We start from the raw sequence: 19,397 nt of genomic DNA, 5'->3' as shown, positions 1-19,397 counted from the left end.
AAATCGAACGCCGGAGCGCCAGTGGTTTCGGCGTTTTTGTGAATGTTTTAAGCAAAAAATTTACAAAGAAAAGGGCTTTGGGCTTGCAATGGCATAAAAAACAGAGTAACGTATACACGAACGGGCCGCGCCGCCCGAAAAAAAGGAGAGTGCAGCCATGTTTTTCAAAAAGCAGAGCGCCGGGGCCGACTGGCTGGTGGCGGGCCTGGGCAACCCGGGCAAACAATACGAGGGCACCCGCCACAACGCGGGCTTTGACGCGCTGGACTTCATCGCCCGCCGGTGGAACGCGCCCACCCCCCGGGTCAAGTTCGAGGGGCTGTGCGCCCAGGTTTCCGTGGACGGGCGGAAGGTCATCCTGCTCAAGCCCCAGACCTTTATGAACCTGTCGGGGCGCAGCATCGCCGCGGCGGCAAACTTTTACAAGATCGACCCCGCCCATGTGATCGTGCTGTGCGACGACGTGACCCAGAGCCCCGGCAAGGTGCGCATCCGGCCCTCCGGCTCGGCGGGGGGGCACAACGGCCTCAAGGACATCATCGCCCGGCTGGGCAGCCAGGATTTCCCCCGGGTGCGGCTGGGGGTGGGCGAAAAGCCGAACCCCGAGTACGACCTGGCGGACTGGGTGCTGGGCCGCCTTTCCGGCGACGACCGCAAGGCCTTCGAGGGCCGGCTGGAGGATGTGACAAACGCGGTGGAACTGATCCTGGCGGGCAAACTCCCCGAGGCCCAGAACCGCTACAACCACTGAGCCGGCAAAGAAAAAATCAAGCCGCGCGGCGCTTTGGACCCTTGGGCCCGGGGCGCTTTTTTTGCGGGCCCAAAGGCCGCCCCGCGCCGCGTTTTGCGATAAAACGACCCCGGTGGTTCGTTTTATAAACACAGGCCGGCCGCGGGCCGGCATCCGGAGAAAACACGCCCCGCCCGGCGGGGCAAAAAAGGAGGACGCGCCATGAAAAAGCGGTTCGCGGCGCTGGCTTTGACGGCGGCGCTGGCGGTGAACCTCGCCGGCTGCGGCGGAGGATTCAAGGGCATGGAGTGGGCCATCGAGCCGACGTATGAATTCGAGGCGGTGGAGCCGGTGGCGGACACCGCCACCGTGGCCGCCGGCATGGTGAGCGCCCGCCCCGGCGAGGCGGGCTACTATCTGGCCAAGACCGCCGCCGGCTGGGGCGTGCTGAACGCCGCCGACGGCACCCTGGCGGCGGACGGGGCCTTTGTGACGCAGCCCGCCCGCTGCGGCATGGGCCACCTCTACGACCCGGGCCTTGCCGAGGCGGACAAATGGTACAACTGGGAGCAGACCCAAGCCCTCGACGCCCAGCTGGAGGCCATCGGCACCAGCTTCCGGATGGAGGTGGGCCACGGCGGCGGCTCCAACCGCTTTCTGGCGGACGGGGCGGGCACGGTGAGCGCGGTGAGCTTCGGCGAGGCCAGCATGAACATCCGCCCGCTGAGCGAGATCGAGGGCCTGCCCGGCCTTATCCCGGTGCAGCAGGGGGCGCTGCGGGCCGACTGGACGGGAGAGGACCTGGCCGGCTGGTCGGACTTTGTGCTGGAACACGACGGCCGGTTCGCCGTGGCCTCCTCCGACGGCACCCTGCTCACCGACTTCGTCTATGAGGCCGCCTGCATGGGGACCGACGAGGCCATCGCGGTGTGCAAAGAGGGCAGATGGGGCTATGTGGACGCTTCCGGCAGCGAGATCGTGCCCTGCCAGTACGACGCCTTCTGGGGCGTGGTCTGGGAGTGGAACGCCGCGGCGGGCAAACAGGAGCCGGTGACCGGCGTGTATCCCGCCCCCTTCACCGAAGGCTGCGCCGTGGTGAAACAGGAGGGCGTCACCGGCGTTGTGAAAGCCGACGGCAGCTGGCTTCTGAAACCGGGCGCGGTGGAGGACGCCGCCCCCGCATACGGCGGCCTGCTCTGGGTAAAGACCGGGGGCAGATGGGGCGCGCTGGAGCTGCCCGCCTCCTGAGGCACGGCGGGGGCGCGGGTCGCGGCGGCTCTTCGGGCGGCGGGAAAAAGCCGTCCGCCCGTCGCTTCTCCCTTGCCTTCGACCCCCGTTGCCGCTACAATTAAGGATATATAGAAAAAGCGCACCCCGCCGGGCAGGGCCCGACGGGACGCTGCCTGCTGCCCCAAAACGGCGGCGGGCCGCCCGCGCGTTTGCCACCCCCGCAGGGCCCGCCGCCCTGCCCATCGCACCGGCCCCGCCGGCGGAAAGGCGCACGCCCCATGTTCGACATTTTGAAAAATACCGCGGAGTACAAAAAACTCAAAAACCACCTGGCCCGCACCGGCCCGGCGGCCCTCTTCGGCCTGCCCCCGGCGGGCCGGGCCCAGATGCTGGCCCTGCTGGCCGCCGACAGCCGCTGCCCCCTGCTGGCGGTGACGGCGGGGGAGGCGGAGGCCACCCGCATGGCGGCGGACCTCAATGCCTTCGGCCTTGCGGCGGCGGTGTTCCCGCCCCGGGACTTCCTGCTGCGGCCCATCGAGGGGGCCGGGCGGGAGTATGAGTATCGCCGGCTGGCGGTGCTGGGCGATCTGGTGGGCGGCCGCCTTTCGGCGGTGTGCGTGCCCGCCGAGGCCCTTTTGCAGTACACCATGCCCAAAGAGGAGTTCTGCCGCAACACCCTCACCTTAAAGCCGGGGCTGGAACTGCCCCTCACAACGCTGGAGGAGCGGCTCTTTGACGCGGGCTACCACCGGCGGGGCCAGGTGGAGGGCCCGGGGCAGTTCAGCGTGCGGGGCGGCATCGTGGACATCTGGCCCCCCGAGGCCAAAAGCCCCGCCCGGTGCGAGTACTGGGGGGACGAGATCGACATCCTGGCCAGCTTCGACGCGCTCAGCCAGCGGCGGGACGGCACGCTGGAAAAGCTGTACATCAGCCCGGCCCGGGAGGTGCTGTTCGGCTCGGCGGCGGATACCGCCGCCGCCCTGCGCAGCGCCCTGGCAAAGGAGAAGGGCCGCCGGGCCGCCGCGATGGAAAAGGCCATGGCGGCGGACCTTGCCCAGCTGGACGCGGGCCTTGTGCCCGAGGCGCTGGACAAATACCTGGGCCTGCGCTATCCGAAGCCCGCCACCCTGCTGGACTACTTCGATTCGCCGCTGCTGGTGCTGGAGGAGCCCAGCGCCATCCGGGAGGCCCAGAAGGCCACCGCCTTCCGCCGCGGCGAGGAGCTGAAGGGCCTCTATGAGGAGGGGCTGCTCTGCCCCGGGCTGGACACCCTCTACGAGGACATGCCCTTTCTGCTGGCGGCGGCCCAGAAGAACGCGAGCCTGTGCTGCGAGAACTTCGCCCGCACCCTGCCGGGGCTGGAACTGACCGAGATCATCAACGCCCCCGCCCACGCCCGGCCCCCCTTCTCCGGGGAGGTGGCGGCCCTGGAGGAGGACCTGCGCCCCCTGGTGGACCAGGGCTACGCGGTGGACGTGCTGGCGGGCACCCAGCGGGCCGCGGCGGCCCTGGCCAAGGACCTGGTGAACAAGGGCTTTCGGGCGGGCACCGCGCGGGACATGGTGGCCAGCCCCGGCGCGGTGGCGGTGCGCGCCGGCCACGCCAGCGCCGGCGCCGAGTATCCCTTTGCCCGCTACGCCCTCTTCACCGGGCGGCGGGCGGGGGAGGGCGAAAGGAAAAAGCCCGCCCGCAAACGGGACAAAAACGCCCTCTCCAGCCTCACCGACATCGCCCCCGGCGACTTTGTGGTGCACCAGAACCACGGCATCGGCATGTACACCGGCATTCAGCGGCTGGAGGTGCAGGGGGTGGTGAAGGACTACCTGAAGCTGCTCTACGACAAGGGCGACACGCTGTATGTGCCGGTGACCCAGCTGGACCTGCTCAGCCGCTACACTGCCCCCGGCGACGGGGAGAAGGTGAAGCTGGCGAAGCTGGGCGGCCAGGAGTGGACCCGCACCCGCCGCAAGGTGAAGGCCGCCGCCGCCGAGATGGCCCAGGAGCTGATCGCCCTCTATGCCAAGCGCCAGCAGGCCCGGGGCACCGCCTTCCCGCCGGACGGCGACTGGCAGCGGGACTTCGAGACCCGTTTTGAGTACGACGAGACCGACGACCAGCTCGCCGCCGCCGCCGAGATCAAGAAGGATATGGAGAAGCCCTGGCCCATGGACCGTCTGCTCTGCGGCGACGTGGGGGTGGGCAAGACCGAGGTGGCCCTGCGGGCGGCCTTCAAGTGTGTGATGGGGGGCAAGCAGTGCGCCATCCTGGCCCCCACCACCCTGCTGGCCTGGCAGCATTACAGCACCATCCTGGCCCGGATGGAGGCCTTCCCGGTGCAGGTGGGGCTGCTCTCCCGCTTCCGCTCGAAAAAGCAGCAGGAGGAGACCGTCAAGGGCCTGCGGGCGGGCACGGTGGACATCGTGGTGGGCACCCACCGGCTGCTCAGCGACGACGTGAAGTTTCACGATCTGGGCCTGGTCGTCATCGACGAGGAGCAGCGCTTCGGCGTCAAGCACAAGGAAAAGCTGAAAAAAGCCTTCATCGGGGTGGATATGCTCACCCTCTCCGCCACCCCCATCCCCCGCACCCTGAACATGGCCATGAGCGGCATCCGGGACATGAGCACCATCGAGGAGCCCCCGGTGGAGCGTCAGCCCATCGAGACCTATGTGATGGAGTACGACCCGGTCATCCTGGCGGGGGCCATTAAAAAGGAACTGGCCCGGGGCGGGCAGGTGTACTACCTGCACAACCGGGTGGAGAGCATCGAGGCCACCGCCGGCATGGTGGGGCGGATGGTGCCCGGCGCCCGGGTGGGGGTGGCCCACGGCAAGATGACCGAGGAGCAGCTGGGAAGGGTGTGGCAGCAGCTGCTGGACGGCGAGATCGACGTGCTGGTGTGCACCACCCTCATCGAGACCGGGGTGGACGTGCGCAACTGCAACACCCTCATCATCGAGGACGCCGACCGCATGGGCCTGGCGCAGCTGTACCAGATCCGGGGCCGGGTGGGCCGCTCGGGCCGCAAGGCCTACGCCTACTTCACCTTCCGGCGGGACAAGGTCCTCACCGACGTGGCGGCAAAGCGGCTGTCCGCCATCCGGGAGTTCACCGCCTTCGGCTCGGGCTTCCGCATCGCCATGCGGGACCTTCAAATTCGCGGCGCGGGCAGCCTTTTGGGCCAGAGCCAGCACGGCCACATGGAGGCGGTGGGCTACGACCTCTACATGAAGATCCTGGCCGGTGCGGTGGCCCTGGCCAAGGGCGAGGCCCCCCCGCCCGACAAGGCGGACTGCCTCATCGACATCACGGTGGACGCCTACATCCCCGAGAGTTACATCCCCGAGGCGGCGGGGCGCATCGAGGCCTACAAGCGCATCGCCGCCATCGAGACCGCCGCCGACGCCTCCGACGTGCTGGACGAACTGATCGACCGCTACGGCGACGTGCCCAAGAGCGTGTCGGGCCTGGTGGACATCTCCCTCATCCGGGTCACGGCGGCAAGGGCGGGGGTGTACGAGATCGGCCAGAAGCGGGACACCCTGCTGCTCTACTCCGACAAGCTGACCCCCGCCGCCATCAAGGCGGCCACCGCGGCCCTGCCCGGCCGGGTGATGGTGAACGCCGGGGCCAAGCCCTATCTGGCGGTGCGGGTGGACCGGGGCGAAACGCCGCTGACGGCCCTGCGGGCGGTGCTGGAGGCAATGCTGGAGAGCGGCCAAAACGATTGAAATGCCGCCGGCCGGACGATATAATAAAGAAAACGCCGCTTTTCAGGCGGCCGGCGCTTGCGGGCGCCGAAAAAGGGGAGATTCACGGCGATGAACATTCTGTGCTCCAATTGCGGCCTGCGCTACGACCCCGCGGTGAACAACGGCATCTGCCCCCACTGCGGCCGCTACAACGAGGCTCCGCCCGAGGCCCGGCAGGCCGCGGCGGCCCCGGCCTATGACGAGCTGCCCCCCGACCCGGCGCCGGAGGAGCTGTGGGCCCCGCCCGCGCCGCCCCGCCGGCGGGTGAGCCGGGCGGCCCTGGTGCTGCTGGGGATCTTCCTGCTGGCCTTCGCCGCCGAGTGCGTGGCCTTCCCCCTGGTGAGCAGCGGCAGCCGGGCGGTCCAGGCACAGGCCGCCTATGTGCCGGATGCCGTGCGGGAGGCCGCGGCCCAGAACGAGGCCTTTGCCTTCGGCCCCGGCGGGCGGCAGGTGACGGTGGGCGCCGCCCAGCGCCTGACGGACCTGCGGGGCGTGGAACAGGGCGCTGTGGCCGTGCGGGTGTGGTGTGAGACCAAAAAGATGGACGGCTACCAGTCCGCCTGGGCCACCGACCTGTTTTTGCAGGCGGGGGAGATCTACTATCCCGCCCTGCAGATCTACGACCTGGAAAGTTTTTACCCCGAGCTGGCGGCCGGCGCCATGGACCCCTATGACCTGCAGGGCAGCGCCATGAGCGAGGGCTGGCTGTACTTTGTGGTGCCCGGCGAGGCGGCAAAGTACACCCTGTGGTTCCAGTCGCAGGCCCTTGACCGGAACTACGACGTGAGCGAAGTGACCATGACCGGCGTGCCGCTGGCCGTGGAGGAGGGGAGCGTGAGCGGCGAATGAACCGGCAGAACACCCGGCCCGGCTATCTTGTCTGGGCGCTGGCGGCGCTGGCCCTGGCGGCCGCCGTGGCCCGCTTCGCGGTGGGCATGCGCCAGCTGGACGACGTGCGCTACGCCGCCGACTGGAACGTGAGCGCCGGGGAGATGACCGTGCAGGCCATCGACACCCCGGAATGGGGCGACAGCTTCTACGACTACTACCAGGTCAGCTTTGAGCTGACCAACCACAGCCAGCGGCCGGTGGACCTGGAGGAGTACGCCTTCACCGCCACCCCCGAAAAAGGGGACAAGTGGTCCGCCCGCTTTGACGCCCCCTGGGACAGCGAGGCCGCCTATGCCCTGCGGCCCCAGGTGCCCCAGGGCTGCACCGTGCCGGTGAGCCTTACGCTCCGGGTGGACCCGGAGGAGGTGGACGGCGGCGCGCTGGACGTGGCCTTTGAGGACTACGCCGGCGGCATCCCCCTGGGGCGGATCACCCTGCCCTGAGCCGGCAAGAGAATCCCGTTGCGGCCCCCGGCCGCCCCGCGGCGCGGGGCGCGGCCGGGGGCCGCTTTTTCGCCGCAAAAAGATTTTTGGTCTGTTCATACTTTCTTCATATCAAGAGGATATGCTATAAACATGAAAAAAAGGCGGCTTGCCGCCATCCAGCCCCGCCGCGCCCCGGCGGGGGAAAATACCCGAAAAGGTGGTGTTTTATGAATACCCACGGGCCGAAAAACCAAAACAAGGTGCTGCTGTATTACGCCATCGGCGCGCTGGTGGCGCTGCTGATGTTCAACTGGCTGGTGTTCCCCCAGATGATGCGGGGCGCTGTGACCGACGTGACCTACAACCAGTTCCTCAGCGACCTGTCCGCCGGCAGCGTGGTGGCCGTGGAGGAGGATTCCTCCGCCGGCACCATCACCTACCAGATGAAGGACGAGAACGGCAAGGACCGCATCTGCCAGACTGCCATCGTGGACGACCCCGACCGGGTGGACCGCATCCTCAGCGCCACCGGCCCCGACGGCAGCCCGGTGCAGTACGGCGGGGTGGTGCCCACCCAGGCGTCGCCGGCCATGAACCTTTTGCTCGGCGTGGTGCTGCCGGTGATCATCATGGTGGCGGCGGGGCAGCTGCTCATGCGCTACATGTCCAAAAAGATGGGCGGCCCCAACGCCATGAGTTTCGGCAAGTCCAATGCCAAGATCTATGTGGAGGCCCAGACCGGCAAGACCTTTGCCGACGTGGCCGGTCAGGACGAGGCCAAGGAGGCCCTGGCCGAGATCGTGGACTTTCTGCACAACCCCGGCAAGTACAACAGCATCGGCGCCACCCTGCCCAAGGGCGCGCTGCTGGTGGGCCCTCCGGGCACCGGCAAGACCCTGCTGGCCAAGGCGGTGGCGGGCGAGGCCCATGTGCCCTTCTTCTCCATCTCCGGCTCGGAGTTCGTGGAGATGTTCGTGGGCATGGGCGCCGCCCGGGTGCGGGACCTGTTCCGCCAGGCGGCGGAGAAGGCCCCCTGCATCGTCTTTATCGACGAGATCGACACCATCGGCAAAAGCCGTGACACCGCCGGCGGCATCGGCGGCAACGACGAGCGGGAGCAGACGCTGAACCAGCTGCTCACCGAGATGGACGGCTTCGACGGCTCCAAGGGGGTCATCATCCTGGCGGCCACCAACCGCCCCGAGACCCTGGACAAGGCGCTGCTGCGCCCCGGGCGCTTCGACCGGCGCATCCCGGTGGAACTGCCGGACCTGGAAGGCCGCGCCGCCATCCTCAAGGTGCACGCCCGCAAGGTGATGATGGACGAGAACGTGGATTTCATGGCTATCGCCCGGGCCACCTCCGGCGCGTCGGGCGCCGACCTGGCCAACATGATCAACGAGGCGGCGCTGCTGGCGGTGAAGAACAACCGCCGCATCGTGCGCCAGAGCGACCTGGAGGAGGCGGTGGAGACGGTGATCGCCGGCTACCAGCGCAAGAACAAGGTGCTCAGCAAAAAGGAAAAGCGCATCGTGGCCTACCACGAGATCGGTCACGCCCTGGTGGCCGCCCGGCAGACCAACAGCGCCCCCGTCACCAAGATCACCATCGTGCCCCGCACCTCCGGGGCCCTGGGCTACACCATGCAGGTGCCCCAGGAGGAGGAGAACCTGCTCAGCCGCGAGGAGGCGCTGAACAAGATCGCCACCTTCACCGGCGGCCGGGCCGCCGAGGAACTGATCTTCGGCACCTGCACATCCGGCGCCTCCAACGACATCGAGCAGGCCACCCGCCTGGCCCGCAGCATGGTCACCCGGCTGGGCATGAGCCGCCAGTTCGACATGATGGCCCTGGAGACCACCGCCGGCAAGTACCTGAACGCCGACTCCACCCTGGCCTGCAGCGAGGGCACCGCCGAGAAGATCGACCAGGAGGTGCTGGCCATCATCAAGGAGGCCCACGAAAAGGCGATGGGCATCCTCAAGGAGAACGTCGACAAGCTGCACGAGCTGGCCGCCTTTCTGATGGAGCGGGAGAGCATCACCGGCGACGAGTTCATGGAGATCCTCAACCGGGACGCAGCCCCCGCTGACGGTGCGGCTGCCGCTGCCTCGCCGGCCGCCCCCGCCGCCGATGGGACCCAGCCCCCCGCCCCCGCCGATGGGGACGCCCCCGTGTCTCCCGGGCAGGGCGGGTGAGACCGCTGCGCCCCGTCCGGCCCCCCCTGCACCGACCTCTTTTCCCGCCGCCCGCCAGGGCGGCGGGATTTTTTGTTGTAAGCCCGCGCGCCTTCCCGTATAATGAATGAAAGAAAAGGCGGGGGCGCGCCCCGGCCCAAAACATACCCGGAGGAACAAAGGACTTGAAACGCAGGATACTTTCGTTCGCGCTGGCCCTGGCGGCCGCCCTCTGCTTTGCCCTGCCCGCGGCGGCCGGGTGGGAGCCGCCCGCCGGCGCGGTGAACGCCGAGGCGGTGTATCTCTACAATCTGGACACCGACACGGTGGTGTACGAGAAGAACGCCCACGAGGTGCGGGCCGCAGCCAGCCTCACCAAGATGATGACCGCCCTGCTGCTGGCGGAGAGCGGGGCCGACCTGGCCCAGAGCTACACCATCCCCGAGAGCCTGGCCGCCGAGTTCGACCGTATCCAGGCGGAGAACGGCTCGGACGCGGACCTGAAAATAGGGGAGACGGTGACGCTGGAGAGCCTGCTCTACGCCTGCCTGCTGCCCAGCGGCAACGACGCGGCCAGTGCCATCGCCTGTTACCTGGGCGGCGGCGACCTGCAGGCTTTTTTTGACCGGATGAACCAGCGGGCGGCGGAACTGGGCTGCGAGAACACCAACTTCGTCTGCGCCCACGGCCTCTACGGGCTGGAATACGGCAACCGCACCACCGCCTACGACATGTTCCTCATCGCCCGGGCCTTCCGGGAAAACGAGACGCTGATGGAGGTGGCCTGCCAGACCGGCTACTGGATGCCGCTGACCAACCTCCACACCGTGCCCGAAAGCGCCGACGCCCCGGCGGGCGCGGCCTATTACATCACCACCACCAACGTGATGCAGCGGCCGGACCAGGAACTCTACCGCTCCTACATTCGGGGCATCAAGACCGGCTTCACCAACGAGGCGGGGCGGTGTTTTGCCTCCAGCGCCGAGTCGGGCGGCATGACCTGGCTGCTGGTGGTGATGGGCGCGCCGGTGGAACTGGCGCCGGACGGCTTCAACTATGCCTTCCACACCACCGCGAACCTCTACGACTGGGCGCTGGCGAACTTCTGGCCGGTGCAGCTGCCCAACACCGAAACGCCGGTGGTCAATGTGCCGGTGGCCTGGTGCGCCGGGGCCGAGACGGTGGGCCTCTACGCCGCCGACACCCTCACCGCCCTGCAGACCTCTGTCAGCCGGGTGGAGGTGGTGCCGGAGGGCCTGCCCGACCGGCTGGAAGCCCCGGTAAAAGCGGGGCAGACGGTGGGCGCTGCCGCCGTCTATGTGGACGGCGAGCGGGTGGGCGCCGTGGAACTGGTGGCCGGCAGCGACTGCGGCCGCAGCCTCTGGCTGTATTACCAGGAGCGGCTGGGCCTCTTCTTTGTGCCCGCCCTGCTGGGGGCGGCGCTGGCCCTGGCCCTGGTGCTGGCCCTGGCGGTGCGCGCCGCCCGGCGGGCAAAGGGACGCAGACACGCCGCCCGACCGCGGTAACACCTTCAGGACTGCCGCTGCGTCCTCCCCCCGGGGAGGACGCTTTTTGTCGCCCAAGGTGCACAGCTGTACAAAATTTTTGTGCACACCACAAAAATTTCACGATTTTTTCCGTCTGATTTCACAAAGCTCTCGTAGAATACTTCGTAGCCTCCGCCCGCTGTGGGGGAGAAGAGCGAATGGGGGAATAGCAAATGAGTAAGATCAAGATCGCCTGCGCCGGCGCGGCCGCCTTCGCGGGCCGCCACAAAAAGGCGCTCATCGCCCTGGCGGTGCTGGCCGTGGCCGCCGTGGCCGCGCTGGCGCTGCGCGGCCGGGCCGGCCGCCGCGCCGCCCTGCCCGCCGCCGGCAGCACCTATGTGCGCACCGTCACCCTGGAAAAGGGCACCCTGGAGGACTCCATCAGCGCCACCGGCACGGTGCAGAGCGCCGAGGTGTCCAACGTCACCACTGACCTGAAGTACACCGTCAAGACGGTGGACGTGCAGGTGGGCGACGCGGTCCAGGCCGGGGATGTGATCTGCACCCTGGACACCTCCGACCTGGAGGAGAGCATCCAAAAACTGCAGGAGAGCCTGGCGGACGCCAAGGCCACCGCCCAGAAGCAGTATGAAAAGGCCCAGACCAGCCTCACCGAGGCGGAGCAGAACGTCACCACCGCCTACGACACGATGAAGGAGAAGGAGTCCGCCCGGGATTCCGCCAAGAGCGCCTACGACACGGCCGCCGCCGCGGTGAGCGGCTACCAGAGCGCGGTGGACGCGGCCAACGCCGACCTGCTGACCAAACTCAACGCCCGGCAGAGCGCCCTGGCCGCCTGGCAGGCGCTGGGCGGCAGCGCCGACGCCGACGGCAACCCGGTGGACCCCGTCGCCACCCCCGCGCCCACGGCGGACCCCGCCGCCGTCACATCCGACCCGGCGGCCAGCGCCGCCGCATCCGACCCCGCGGGGACGGCCCAGACCGCGGCCCTCACCGCCGAACAGCAGGCGGCAAAGACCGCGCTGGAGACGGCCAACGCGGAATACGCGGCCGCGGACCAGGCGCTCAAGACCGCCCAGGCCAACCTGCAGACGGCCCAGTCCACCACCAACTACAACGCCCTCTCCAGCGCCTACACCCAGGCCCAGACCGCCTACGAGCAGGCCAAGACGGCCTACGACAACGCCGTCAAGACCAGCGAGAGCGCCGAGGAGACCCGGGACACCGCCCTGGACGCCTACAACAAGGCCGGCGAGAGCGATGAACTGGAAGACCTGGAGTCCCAGCTGGAAAAATGCACCCTCACCGCCGCGACCTCCGGCAAGGTGACGGCGCTCAACGCCACCGTGGGTAGCGTCATCGACGGCGCGGCGGCCACCATCCAGAACACCGACAGCCTCAAGATCGCCATCACCATCGCCGAGTACGACATCGACAGCGTGCGCGAGGGGATGCACGCCGTCATCACCAGCGACGTGATCGACGGCGAGATAGGCGGCACCCTCACCCAGATCTCGCCCACCGCCTCGGGCGGCGGGTCCTCCTCCAGCACCTTTTCCGCCGAGGTGACGGTGGACGACGCCGACAGCGGCCTGCTCATCGGCACCAACGCCAAGGTGCAGATCATCCAGTCCACCACCGAAAACGTGTTCACCGTACCGCTGGACGCCATTGAGGAAAAGGAGGACGGCACCTCGGTGATCTATGTGCGCACCGGCGGGGAGAACGGCCAGCAGACCTTTGAGGAGCTGCCGGTGACGGTGGGCGCCTCCAACGACTACTACGCCGAGATCAGCGGCAGCGAGCTGGAGGAGGGGATGGTGGTGCGCGCCGCCGCCGACCCGGAGGAGGCCACCGAGCAAGTGACCGCCCCTTCCGACATGATGATGGGCGGCGGTGAGGTGGTCGTCGCGGCCCCCGCCGACGGCGGCGCCGCGCCTGCGGGCGGACGGGACGGCGGCCGGCCCGGGATGGGAGGCTGACGGGTATGCAGCAGCCCATCATCGAGATGCACGGCATCATCAAGCGCTACTACATCGGCAAGCCCAATGAGCTGGAGATCCTCCACGGCATCGACCTGGCGGTGTACCCCGGGGAGTTCGTGGCCATCGTGGGCGAGAGCGGCAGCGGCAAGTCCACCCTGATGAACATCATCGGCGTGCTGGACAGACCCACCGAAGGCAGCTACATCCTGGACGGGGTGGACGTGTCCAAAGCGAAGGAGAGCGAACTGTCCGCCATCCGCAACCGCAAGATCGGCTTCGTGTTCCAGACCTTCAACCTCATCGGCCGCACCAGCGCGCTGAAAAACGTGGAGCTGCCCCTGCTCTACGCCCGGGTGCCCGGCCGCCAGCGCACAAAGCGGGCCAGGGAACTGCTGGCCCAGGTGGGCATGAGCGAGCGGGCCGGCCACGAGCCCAATGAGCTCTCCGGCGGGCAGAAGCAGCGGGTGGCCATCGCCCGGGCGCTGGCCAATCACCCCTCGCTGCTGCTGGCGGACGAACCCACCGGCGCGCTGGACTCCGCCACCAGCCGCACCGTGATGGACATCTTTCACGACCTGCACCGCCAGGGCATGACCATCGTGCTCATCACCCACAGCCAGCAGCTGGCCGAGGAGTGCCAGCGCATCCTCACGCTGCAGGACGGGCGCATCGTGGGCGAGAGAAAGGGGGCGGGCCGTAGTGCTTGACAACATCCGCATGGCCTTTGCAAGCCTGTGGGCCAACAAGATGCGGGCGCTGCTCACCATGCTGGGCATCATCATCGGCATCGGCTCGGTGATCGCCATCGTCACGGTGGGCGACTCCCTCTCCGGCTCCCTCACCGACAGCCTCCAGGGCTTTGGCATCAACAACATCACCGTCAGCCTGCAGCAGAAGAGCGAGAGCGACGGCGGCGGGCGGATGTTCGGCATGGCCCAGCCCGCCGAGGAGGACCGCATCACCGACGCCATGATCGACGAGTACACCGCCGCCTACGCCGACAGCATCAGCGCGGTGTCCCTGGCCAGCAGCCTGGGCGACGGCACGGTGGGCTCCGGCGAGGACACCGCCTCCGTCTCGGTGATGGGGGTCAACGCCGGCTTTGGCGACACCAACGACCTGGAGCCCTTCTGCGGCCGGTTCATCAAGGATTCCGACGGCGAGCGGCAGCTGGCGGTGCTCAGCGACCTGGCCTGCGAGGCCGTCTTCGGCCGGGCGGACGCCTCGGTGCTGGGGCAGAGCTTTCAGGTCACGGTGGGCGCAAAGCTGCTCACCTTCTATGTCACCGGCATCTACGAGTACGACTCCAGCGGCTACTTCAGCATGACCGGCGAGGACCCGGTCACCGACCTGTACATCCCCCTGGCGGCGGCCGAGAAGCTGGGGGAGACGGGGCAAGGGTACACCAGCTTCACGGTGGTGGCCGCCGCCGGCACCGATACCACCGCCTTTCTGGACGAGACCGAGGCCTTTTTTGACAGCTTCTACACCCGCAACGAGAGCTGGACGGTGGCCGCCACCAGCATGGAGAGCATGATCGAGCAGATGACCGAGATGCTGAACACCGTCAAGCTGGCCATCAGCGCCATCGCGGCCATCAGCCTGCTGGTGGGCGGCATCGGGGTGATGAACATCATGCTGGTGAGCATCACCGAGCGCACCCGGGAGATCGGCACCCGCAAGGCCCTGGGCGCCCGCCAGGGGGACATCCGCCTCCAGTTCATCACCGAGGCGGTGGTCATCTGCCTGGTGGGGGGCGCTTTGGGTGTGGCCCTGGGGGTGGGGCTGGGCAGCGCCGGGGCGGCCCTGCTGGGCACCGCCGCCAAACCCAGCCTTTCCGCCATCGCGGTGGCGGTGGGCTTCTCCATGGCCATTGGCGTCTTCTTCGGGTATTACCCGGCCAATAAAGCGGCCAAACTGGACCCCATCGAGGCGCTGCGCTACGAGTGAGCGCCCCCCTCTTGCCAGATGTGATATAATTATAGTAGGAACCGCCGCGGAGCTTGGAAAATGCGCAGGCCCCGCGGCGGGCCGTGTTCACGGCATCGGACACAGGATTCAAGGAGGAGCGATTCAAGATGGGAACTGCGCATCACGGAAAACAGTTTTTCGGCGGGCTGCGGGCGGCCGCCCTGGCCCTGGCGCTGGCGCTGGTGATGACCGGCTGCGGCGCGAAACCGGTGGAGGTGGACCCCACCCCCTATCTGACGGTGGAGTTCGCCGGCATGAGCGGCGAGGGCACCGCCAGCTGGACTTTTGACGGCGACGGCTTTGCCGCTTCCTGCGGCGACGGCGTGAAGGACGCGGCGGGCCTTGCCGCCTGCGTGAACGGCAGCCTGGACAAGGCGGAGGGCCTGTCCAACGGCGACACGGTCACCTTCCAGTGGGCCTGCGACGCCGACACGGCCAAGACGACCCACAACGCCATCCTGGCCCCGGAAAACGCCACCTTCACGGTGGAGGGGCTGGACGAGTGGGTGAGCGCCCTGGATCAGATCGGCCAGGCCGACTGGGATACCATGGCGGCCGCCGGTGAGGACGCCCTGCGCCAGCGGGAGGGCGAGGGCATCCTCTCCGCCGACTGTCTGGGCGGCTATATGCTGGTGCGCACCGACTTCAGCAGCGAGATGGTGGACGTGCACAATATGCTCTATGTGGCCTACAAGGTGCAGGCCCGGCTGCCGGACAACAGCGTCCAGCCCTACTACGCCGCCGTGGGCTTCAGCGACCTGGTGCGCCACGGCGACGGCTCGGTGGAGACCACCGGCGACTACGGCTTTATGGCCTACGGCAACATCGACATCCAGGTGGGCGGCGATTACTACAACTTCACCGGTTTCTACAGCCTGGACGAGATGAACACCGAGTGCATCGACGGATACTCTGGTATGTACACGGTGGAGTCCAACGTGACCGAGGCGTGACCTCCGGGCAAAACACAACAAAAGCGGCGCCCTTCCCCGGCGGGGAAGGGCGCCGCTTTGCGTCCGGGTCAGTTCGGATGCCGCAGCCCCGCGTTCAGCTGCCGGGCGGTGCGCCGGGCGGCGGCCCAGCCGGCCAGCCAGAAGGCCAGGAACAGCAGGATAAACAGCCCGCAGTAGAAAAGGAAGCCCCGCAGGCTGTGCTCCATCCAGTGCGCCAGCCAGGCGGCGGGCAGCATCGCCAGCGCCGTGCCCAGAAAATACACGCCGGTCTGTTTTGCCAGGCTCCAGTCCTCCCGCCGCCACACCAGCGAAAGGGCGGAAAAGACCGCCCCGATGCCGGCGCACAGCAGCGCCTGCACCGCCACGGCGGCCGCCTCGCCGCCCAGGGCCTCGGCCAGTGAGGGCATCACCGGCAGATACTCACCGTTGCCCCAGAAAAGGGAGAGAAAAATGGTGATGGCATAGCCGATGGCAAGGCCCACCGGCGCGCCCTGCGCCGCGTAAAGAAGAACTTTTTTCATTGCAGACACCTCATATCCCAAGGATTTTTTTGATGGCGGGCACATACCGGCGGGACACATAGCTGGCCGTTCCGTCCTTCAGCCGCACGCAGATGGTGCCGGAAAGGCCGGTGTCGAAGTTCTCCACCAGGTTCAGGTTGACCAGTTCCGAGTGGGAGATGCGCACGAACCGCCGCCCCGCCAGCCGGGCCTCGGCCTCGTACAGCCGCATCCGCAGAACGTACTCGCCCTTCTCGGTCACGGCGTACACCCGGCCCGCCGCGGCGTACACCCGCGCCAGCTGCTCCGGGTCCAGCACCTCCAGCCGGCCGTTCCGCTCGCCGCATAGCAGGGGCGTGGCCTGTTCCGACAGCTGGCGCACCAGGCGCTGCAGGTCCTCGGTCATGGCGGCGGCCCGGAGGGTCAGCACCGGTTCGCCGCAGGCCGGGTCCAGGATTATCTCCAGTTTCATGGGGTTCACCTCCCTGCAATGCCATTATAGAAAAAGCGGGCGGCAAAGCCAACGCTTTTTTCACAGTCGGTCGATTTTCGCACACGGACGGCGGGGGGGCGCCGCTTTTTCCTTTGCACGGCGGGGCAAAGTGTGCTATGCTGTGCTTAATATAAGAAGGAGGGGTGTACTGTGGGATACACGTTCGGATTCATTGGCACCGGCAACATGGGCGGCGCGCTGGCCCGGGCGGCCTGCCGCCGCCGGCCGGAGCAGGTGGTGCTGACCAACCGCACGCTGGAAAAGGCGGTGGCGCTGGCGGAGGAGCTGGACTGCGACATCGCCATGGACAACGAGGCTGTGGCCCGGGAGGCCCAATATATCTTCCTGGGGGTCAAGCCGCAGATGATGGAGGGGCTGCTGCGATCGCTGGCCTCCACGCTGGCGGCCCGCGCCGACCGGTATGTGCTGGTGAGTATGGCGGCGGGCCTTTCCATCGCCCGCCTGCAGGAGATGCTGGGCTTTGCCGCGCCCATCCTGCGCATCATGCCTAACACCCCCTGCGCCATCGGCCAGGGGATGATCCTCTACGCCGCCAGCGAGCAGGTGACCGAGGCGGAGGTGGAGGAGTTCTGCGACAAGATGGCGGGCGCGGGGCGGTTCGACGCCCTGGAGGAGCGGCTGATGGACGCGGCCAGCGCGGTGTCCGGCTGCGGGCCGGCCTTCGTGTACCAGTTCATCGAGGCGATGGCGGACGGGGGCGTGGCCTGCGGGCTGCCCCGGGCCAAGGCGCAGGAGTACGCCGCGCAGACCCTGGCGGGGGCGGCGGGCATGGTGCTGGTCACCGGCCGTCATCCCGGCCAGCTGAAGGACGAGGTGTGCAGCCCGGGGGGCAGCACCATCGCCGGGGTGTACGCGCTGGAACAGGGCGGCGTGCGCGCCGCGGTGATGGGCGCCGTGGTGGCAAGCTGGAAAAAGAACGGGGAGCTGGGAAAACAATGAGCGGTCTGGACATTCGTCTCGTGGGGCTGGACGTCGACGGCACCCTTTACAACAGCGCGCGGCAAATCACCCCCCGCTGCCAGCAGGCCATCCGGGACTGCATCCGGGCGGGCTGCATGGTGGTGCCCGCCACCGGGCGGCCCTGGGGCGGCCTGCCGCGGGAGTTCACCTCCATTCCGGGGGTGGACTGGGCGGTCACCGCCAACGGGGCCACCCTGGTGGACCTGGCCGCCGGCAAGGTGGCGGAGCGGCACTGGATGAGCCGGGAGGACTGGTTCTTCGCCTGGGAGGTCACCTCCGGGTTCGACCGGGTGATGGATCTGTTCCTGGGCGGCTGGGGCCACAGCAATGCCGACCAGCTGGACCGGGCGGAGGAGTGGGCGCCGCCGGGCATGGCGGATTACATCCGCGCCAGCCGCCGCACCGTGGAAGACGTGCGGGTGCTGGCCCGGGAACAGGAGTACATAGAAAAAGCAAACCTGTTTTTCACCGATCCGGAACAGCTGCGCACCGCCTGGCGGCTGCTGGAGGAGAGCGGCCGTTTCGCGGTGAGCAGCAGCAGTGCGGTGGGCATCGAACTGAACGCGAAGGGCGTGGACAAGGCCGAGGGCCTGTTTTCCCTGGGCCGGCGGCTGGGCATCGCCCCGGAGCAGATCATGGCCTGCGGCGACTCGGGCAACGACCTGCCCATGCTGCGCCGCGCCGGGGTGGGCGTGGCCATGGGCAACGCGTCCCCCGCGGTGAAGGCGGCGGCCCGTTTTGTCACCGACACAAACGACAACGACGGCGTGGCCCGGGCGCTGGAGCGCTTTGTGCTGGGCCGGTAACCGGAAAAAGGCGGCCCCGCGGGCGGGCGGCGGGGGCTTGCCCGGCGGGGCGGATTGTGCTATCCTCTATACCGTGCGGCCCGGGCCGCAACTGTAAAACGGGAAGTGAACCCTGATGTTGGATTGGCTGCCGCTCTCACTGCCGGCAATGCTTTTTTTGTGCGCGATGGTGGGCTTCGCCGGCTTCGTGGACTCCGCCGCCGGCGGCGGCGGGCTGATCGCCATACCCGCCTACATGGCGGTGGGCCTGCCCATGCACTTTGTCTATGGCTGCAACAAGCTGTCCAGCGCGGTGGGCACCACCTTCTCCACCGCCCGGTTCTTCCGATCCGGCGCGCTGGAGCTGCAGGTGGCCCTGGCCGCCGCGGCGGCCAGCTTCGCCGGCAGCGCCCTGGCCAGCCGGGCGGTGCTGCTGCTGCCGGACGCCGCCCTCAAACTCATCCTGCTGGTGATGCTGCCGGTGGCGGCGGTGCTCATCCTCGTCAGGCGTGACCTGGCCGGCCCCGACCGGCCGGCCCTGCGCACCGGGCGCAAAAAGTGGCTGCTGGCGGCGGGCATCGGCTTCTTCATCGGCGGTTACGACGGCCTCATCGGCCCCGGCACCGGCACCTTTGCCATCCTGGCCTTCTGTGTGCTGATGGGCTACGACCTGCGCAGCGCCTCCGGCAACGCGAAGCTTTTGAACCTTGCCAGCAACTACGCCTCGGTCATCACCATGGTGGCGGCGGGCAAGGTGCTCTGGGCGGTGGCCCTGCCCGCGGCGGTGTTCGGCATCGCCGGGCATCTGCTGGGCAGCGGCATGGCCCTGAAAAAGGGCGCGCGGTTCATCCGCCCCATGATGCTCTGCGTGCTGGCGCTGCTGCTGGCCGATCTGGTGGTGGAACTGCTGGCCTGATAAAACAAAAAGAGCGCGGAAGCTTTGGTGCCCCCTGACAGGGGTAACTTTGCAGGTGTCTGAACCCCCGGCAGATATTGCTACGGCAGTATCTGCCGGG

At 68.1% G+C, this 19,397-nt stretch carries 16 protein-coding genes; 14 read left to right on the top strand and 2 right to left on the bottom strand.

Annotated elements, in window-relative coordinates; translation table 11 throughout:
• The first annotated feature begins 157 nt into the window (after window positions 1-157).
• The 11 genes from pth (at window position 158) to ACH2A7_RS02550 (ending at window position 15,622) form a co-directional block, all read left to right on the top strand.
• Window positions 158-751 carry an aminoacyl-tRNA hydrolase gene (gene pth, locus ACH2A7_RS02600; protein WP_394959781.1) on the top strand — a complete coding sequence of 198 codons (594 nt, stop codon included), beginning with the start codon at window positions 158-160 and terminating at the stop codon, window positions 749-751.
• Window positions 752-952: 201 nt separating this feature from the next.
• The gene (locus ACH2A7_RS02595) at window positions 953-1,978 is read left to right on the top strand and encodes a WG repeat-containing protein (RefSeq protein ID WP_394959779.1); all 1,026 of its coding nucleotides are present in this window, start codon (window positions 953-955) and stop codon (window positions 1,976-1,978) included.
• A 260-nt stretch (window positions 1,979-2,238) separates the two neighbouring features.
• Complete coding sequence (mfd, locus tag ACH2A7_RS02590) at window positions 2,239-5,691, top strand: transcription-repair coupling factor (protein WP_394959777.1); 3,453 nt, start codon at window positions 2,239-2,241, stop codon at window positions 5,689-5,691.
• A gap of 90 nt (window positions 5,692-5,781) precedes the next feature.
• Window positions 5,782-6,561: a hypothetical protein gene (locus ACH2A7_RS02585; protein WP_394959774.1), complete on the top strand. Its 780-nt coding sequence runs from the start codon at window positions 5,782-5,784 to the stop codon at window positions 6,559-6,561.
• Entirely contained in the window at window positions 6,558-7,046 is a 489-nt protein-coding gene (locus ACH2A7_RS02580) for a hypothetical protein (RefSeq protein WP_394959772.1), read from the top strand. The genes ACH2A7_RS02585 and ACH2A7_RS02580 overlap by 4 nt, the downstream gene beginning before the upstream one ends.
• A 209-nt stretch (window positions 7,047-7,255) precedes the next feature.
• Window positions 7,256-9,226 carry an ATP-dependent zinc metalloprotease FtsH gene (gene ftsH, locus ACH2A7_RS02575; RefSeq protein ID WP_394959770.1) on the top strand — a complete coding sequence of 657 codons (1,971 nt, stop codon included), beginning with the start codon at window positions 7,256-7,258 and terminating at the stop codon, window positions 9,224-9,226.
• A gap of 164 nt (window positions 9,227-9,390) precedes the next feature.
• Window positions 9,391-10,731 (top strand): D-alanyl-D-alanine carboxypeptidase family protein, encoded by a 1,341-nt coding sequence (locus ACH2A7_RS02570; RefSeq protein ID WP_394959768.1) that lies wholly within the window; start codon window positions 9,391-9,393, stop codon window positions 10,729-10,731.
• A 194-nt stretch (window positions 10,732-10,925) separates the two neighbouring features.
• A complete protein-coding gene (locus ACH2A7_RS02565; RefSeq protein ID WP_394959766.1) occupies window positions 10,926-12,695 on the top strand; it encodes an efflux RND transporter periplasmic adaptor subunit in 1,770 nt (589 codons plus the stop codon).
• A 5-nt stretch (window positions 12,696-12,700) separates the two neighbouring features.
• The gene (locus ACH2A7_RS02560; RefSeq protein WP_394959764.1) at window positions 12,701-13,405 is read left to right on the top strand and encodes an ABC transporter ATP-binding protein; all 705 of its coding nucleotides are present in this window, start codon (window positions 12,701-12,703) and stop codon (window positions 13,403-13,405) included.
• A complete protein-coding gene (locus ACH2A7_RS02555) occupies window positions 13,398-14,648 on the top strand; it encodes an ABC transporter permease (protein WP_394959762.1) in 1,251 nt (416 codons plus the stop codon). Before ACH2A7_RS02560 ends, ACH2A7_RS02555 begins: the two co-directional genes overlap by 8 nt.
• A 128-nt stretch (window positions 14,649-14,776) precedes the next feature.
• Window positions 14,777-15,622, top strand: a complete 846-nt coding sequence (locus ACH2A7_RS02550) for a hypothetical protein (protein WP_394959760.1) — start codon at window positions 14,777-14,779, stop codon at window positions 15,620-15,622.
• Between the two features lie 68 nt (window positions 15,623-15,690).
• On the opposite strand, the gene ACH2A7_RS02545 is transcribed toward ACH2A7_RS02550, so the two are convergent.
• A complete protein-coding gene (locus ACH2A7_RS02545; protein ID WP_394959758.1) occupies window positions 15,691-16,143 on the bottom strand; it encodes a DUF3021 domain-containing protein in 453 nt (150 codons plus the stop codon).
• A gap of 10 nt (window positions 16,144-16,153) precedes the next feature.
• Window positions 16,154-16,594, bottom strand: coding sequence for a LytTR family DNA-binding domain-containing protein (locus tag ACH2A7_RS02540; RefSeq protein WP_394959756.1), 441 nt, complete (start codon window positions 16,592-16,594; stop codon window positions 16,154-16,156).
• A gap of 171 nt (window positions 16,595-16,765) precedes the next feature.
• Here ACH2A7_RS02540 and proC point away from each other — a divergent pair, with 171 nt between their 5' ends.
• The 3 genes from proC to ACH2A7_RS02525 all read left to right on the top strand — a co-directional run bounded on the left by proC (window position 16,766) and on the right by ACH2A7_RS02525 (window position 19,297).
• Complete coding sequence (proC, locus tag ACH2A7_RS02535; protein ID WP_394959754.1) at window positions 16,766-17,575, top strand: pyrroline-5-carboxylate reductase; 810 nt, start codon at window positions 16,766-16,768, stop codon at window positions 17,573-17,575.
• The gene (locus ACH2A7_RS02530) at window positions 17,572-18,402 is read left to right on the top strand and encodes a Cof-type HAD-IIB family hydrolase (RefSeq protein WP_394959752.1); all 831 of its coding nucleotides are present in this window, start codon (window positions 17,572-17,574) and stop codon (window positions 18,400-18,402) included. The genes proC and ACH2A7_RS02530 overlap by 4 nt, the downstream gene beginning before the upstream one ends.
• Before the next feature lie 115 nt (window positions 18,403-18,517).
• Window positions 18,518-19,297, top strand: coding sequence for a TSUP family transporter (locus ACH2A7_RS02525; RefSeq protein WP_394959750.1), 780 nt, complete (start codon window positions 18,518-18,520; stop codon window positions 19,295-19,297).
• Window positions 19,298-19,397 lie beyond the last annotated feature (100 nt).

The organism is Candidatus Allofournierella merdavium (assembly GCF_944382735.1).
GTDB lineage: Bacteria > Bacillota > Clostridia > Oscillospirales > Ruminococcaceae > Allofournierella_A > Allofournierella_A merdavium.
This window is presented reverse-complemented; position numbering and strand designations above follow the sequence as displayed.

Coding starts and splice junctions, on each gene's coding strand:
- pth (WP_394959781.1), top strand. CDS start 158: ATGTTTTTCAAAAAGCAGAGCGCCGGGGCCGACTGGCTGGTGGCGGGC.
- ACH2A7_RS02595 (WP_394959779.1), top strand. CDS start 953: ATGAAAAAGCGGTTCGCGGCGCTGGCTTTGACGGCGGCGCTGGCGGTG.
- mfd (WP_394959777.1), top strand. CDS start 2,239: ATGTTCGACATTTTGAAAAATACCGCGGAGTACAAAAAACTCAAAAAC.
- ACH2A7_RS02585 (WP_394959774.1), top strand. CDS start 5,782: ATGAACATTCTGTGCTCCAATTGCGGCCTGCGCTACGACCCCGCGGTG.
- ACH2A7_RS02580 (WP_394959772.1), top strand. CDS start 6,558: ATGAACCGGCAGAACACCCGGCCCGGCTATCTTGTCTGGGCGCTGGCG.
- ftsH (WP_394959770.1), top strand. CDS start 7,256: ATGAATACCCACGGGCCGAAAAACCAAAACAAGGTGCTGCTGTATTAC.
- ACH2A7_RS02565 (WP_394959766.1), top strand. CDS start 10,926: ATGAGTAAGATCAAGATCGCCTGCGCCGGCGCGGCCGCCTTCGCGGGC.
- ACH2A7_RS02560 (WP_394959764.1), top strand. CDS start 12,701: ATGCAGCAGCCCATCATCGAGATGCACGGCATCATCAAGCGCTACTAC.
- ACH2A7_RS02550 (WP_394959760.1), top strand. CDS start 14,777: ATGGGAACTGCGCATCACGGAAAACAGTTTTTCGGCGGGCTGCGGGCG.
- ACH2A7_RS02545 (WP_394959758.1), bottom strand. CDS start 16,143: ATGAAAAAAGTTCTTCTTTACGCGGCGCAGGGCGCGCCGGTGGGCCTT.
- ACH2A7_RS02540 (WP_394959756.1), bottom strand. CDS start 16,594: ATGAAACTGGAGATAATCCTGGACCCGGCCTGCGGCGAACCGGTGCTG.
- ACH2A7_RS02530 (WP_394959752.1), top strand. CDS start 17,572: ATGAGCGGTCTGGACATTCGTCTCGTGGGGCTGGACGTCGACGGCACC.
- ACH2A7_RS02525 (WP_394959750.1), top strand. CDS start 18,518: ATGTTGGATTGGCTGCCGCTCTCACTGCCGGCAATGCTTTTTTTGTGC.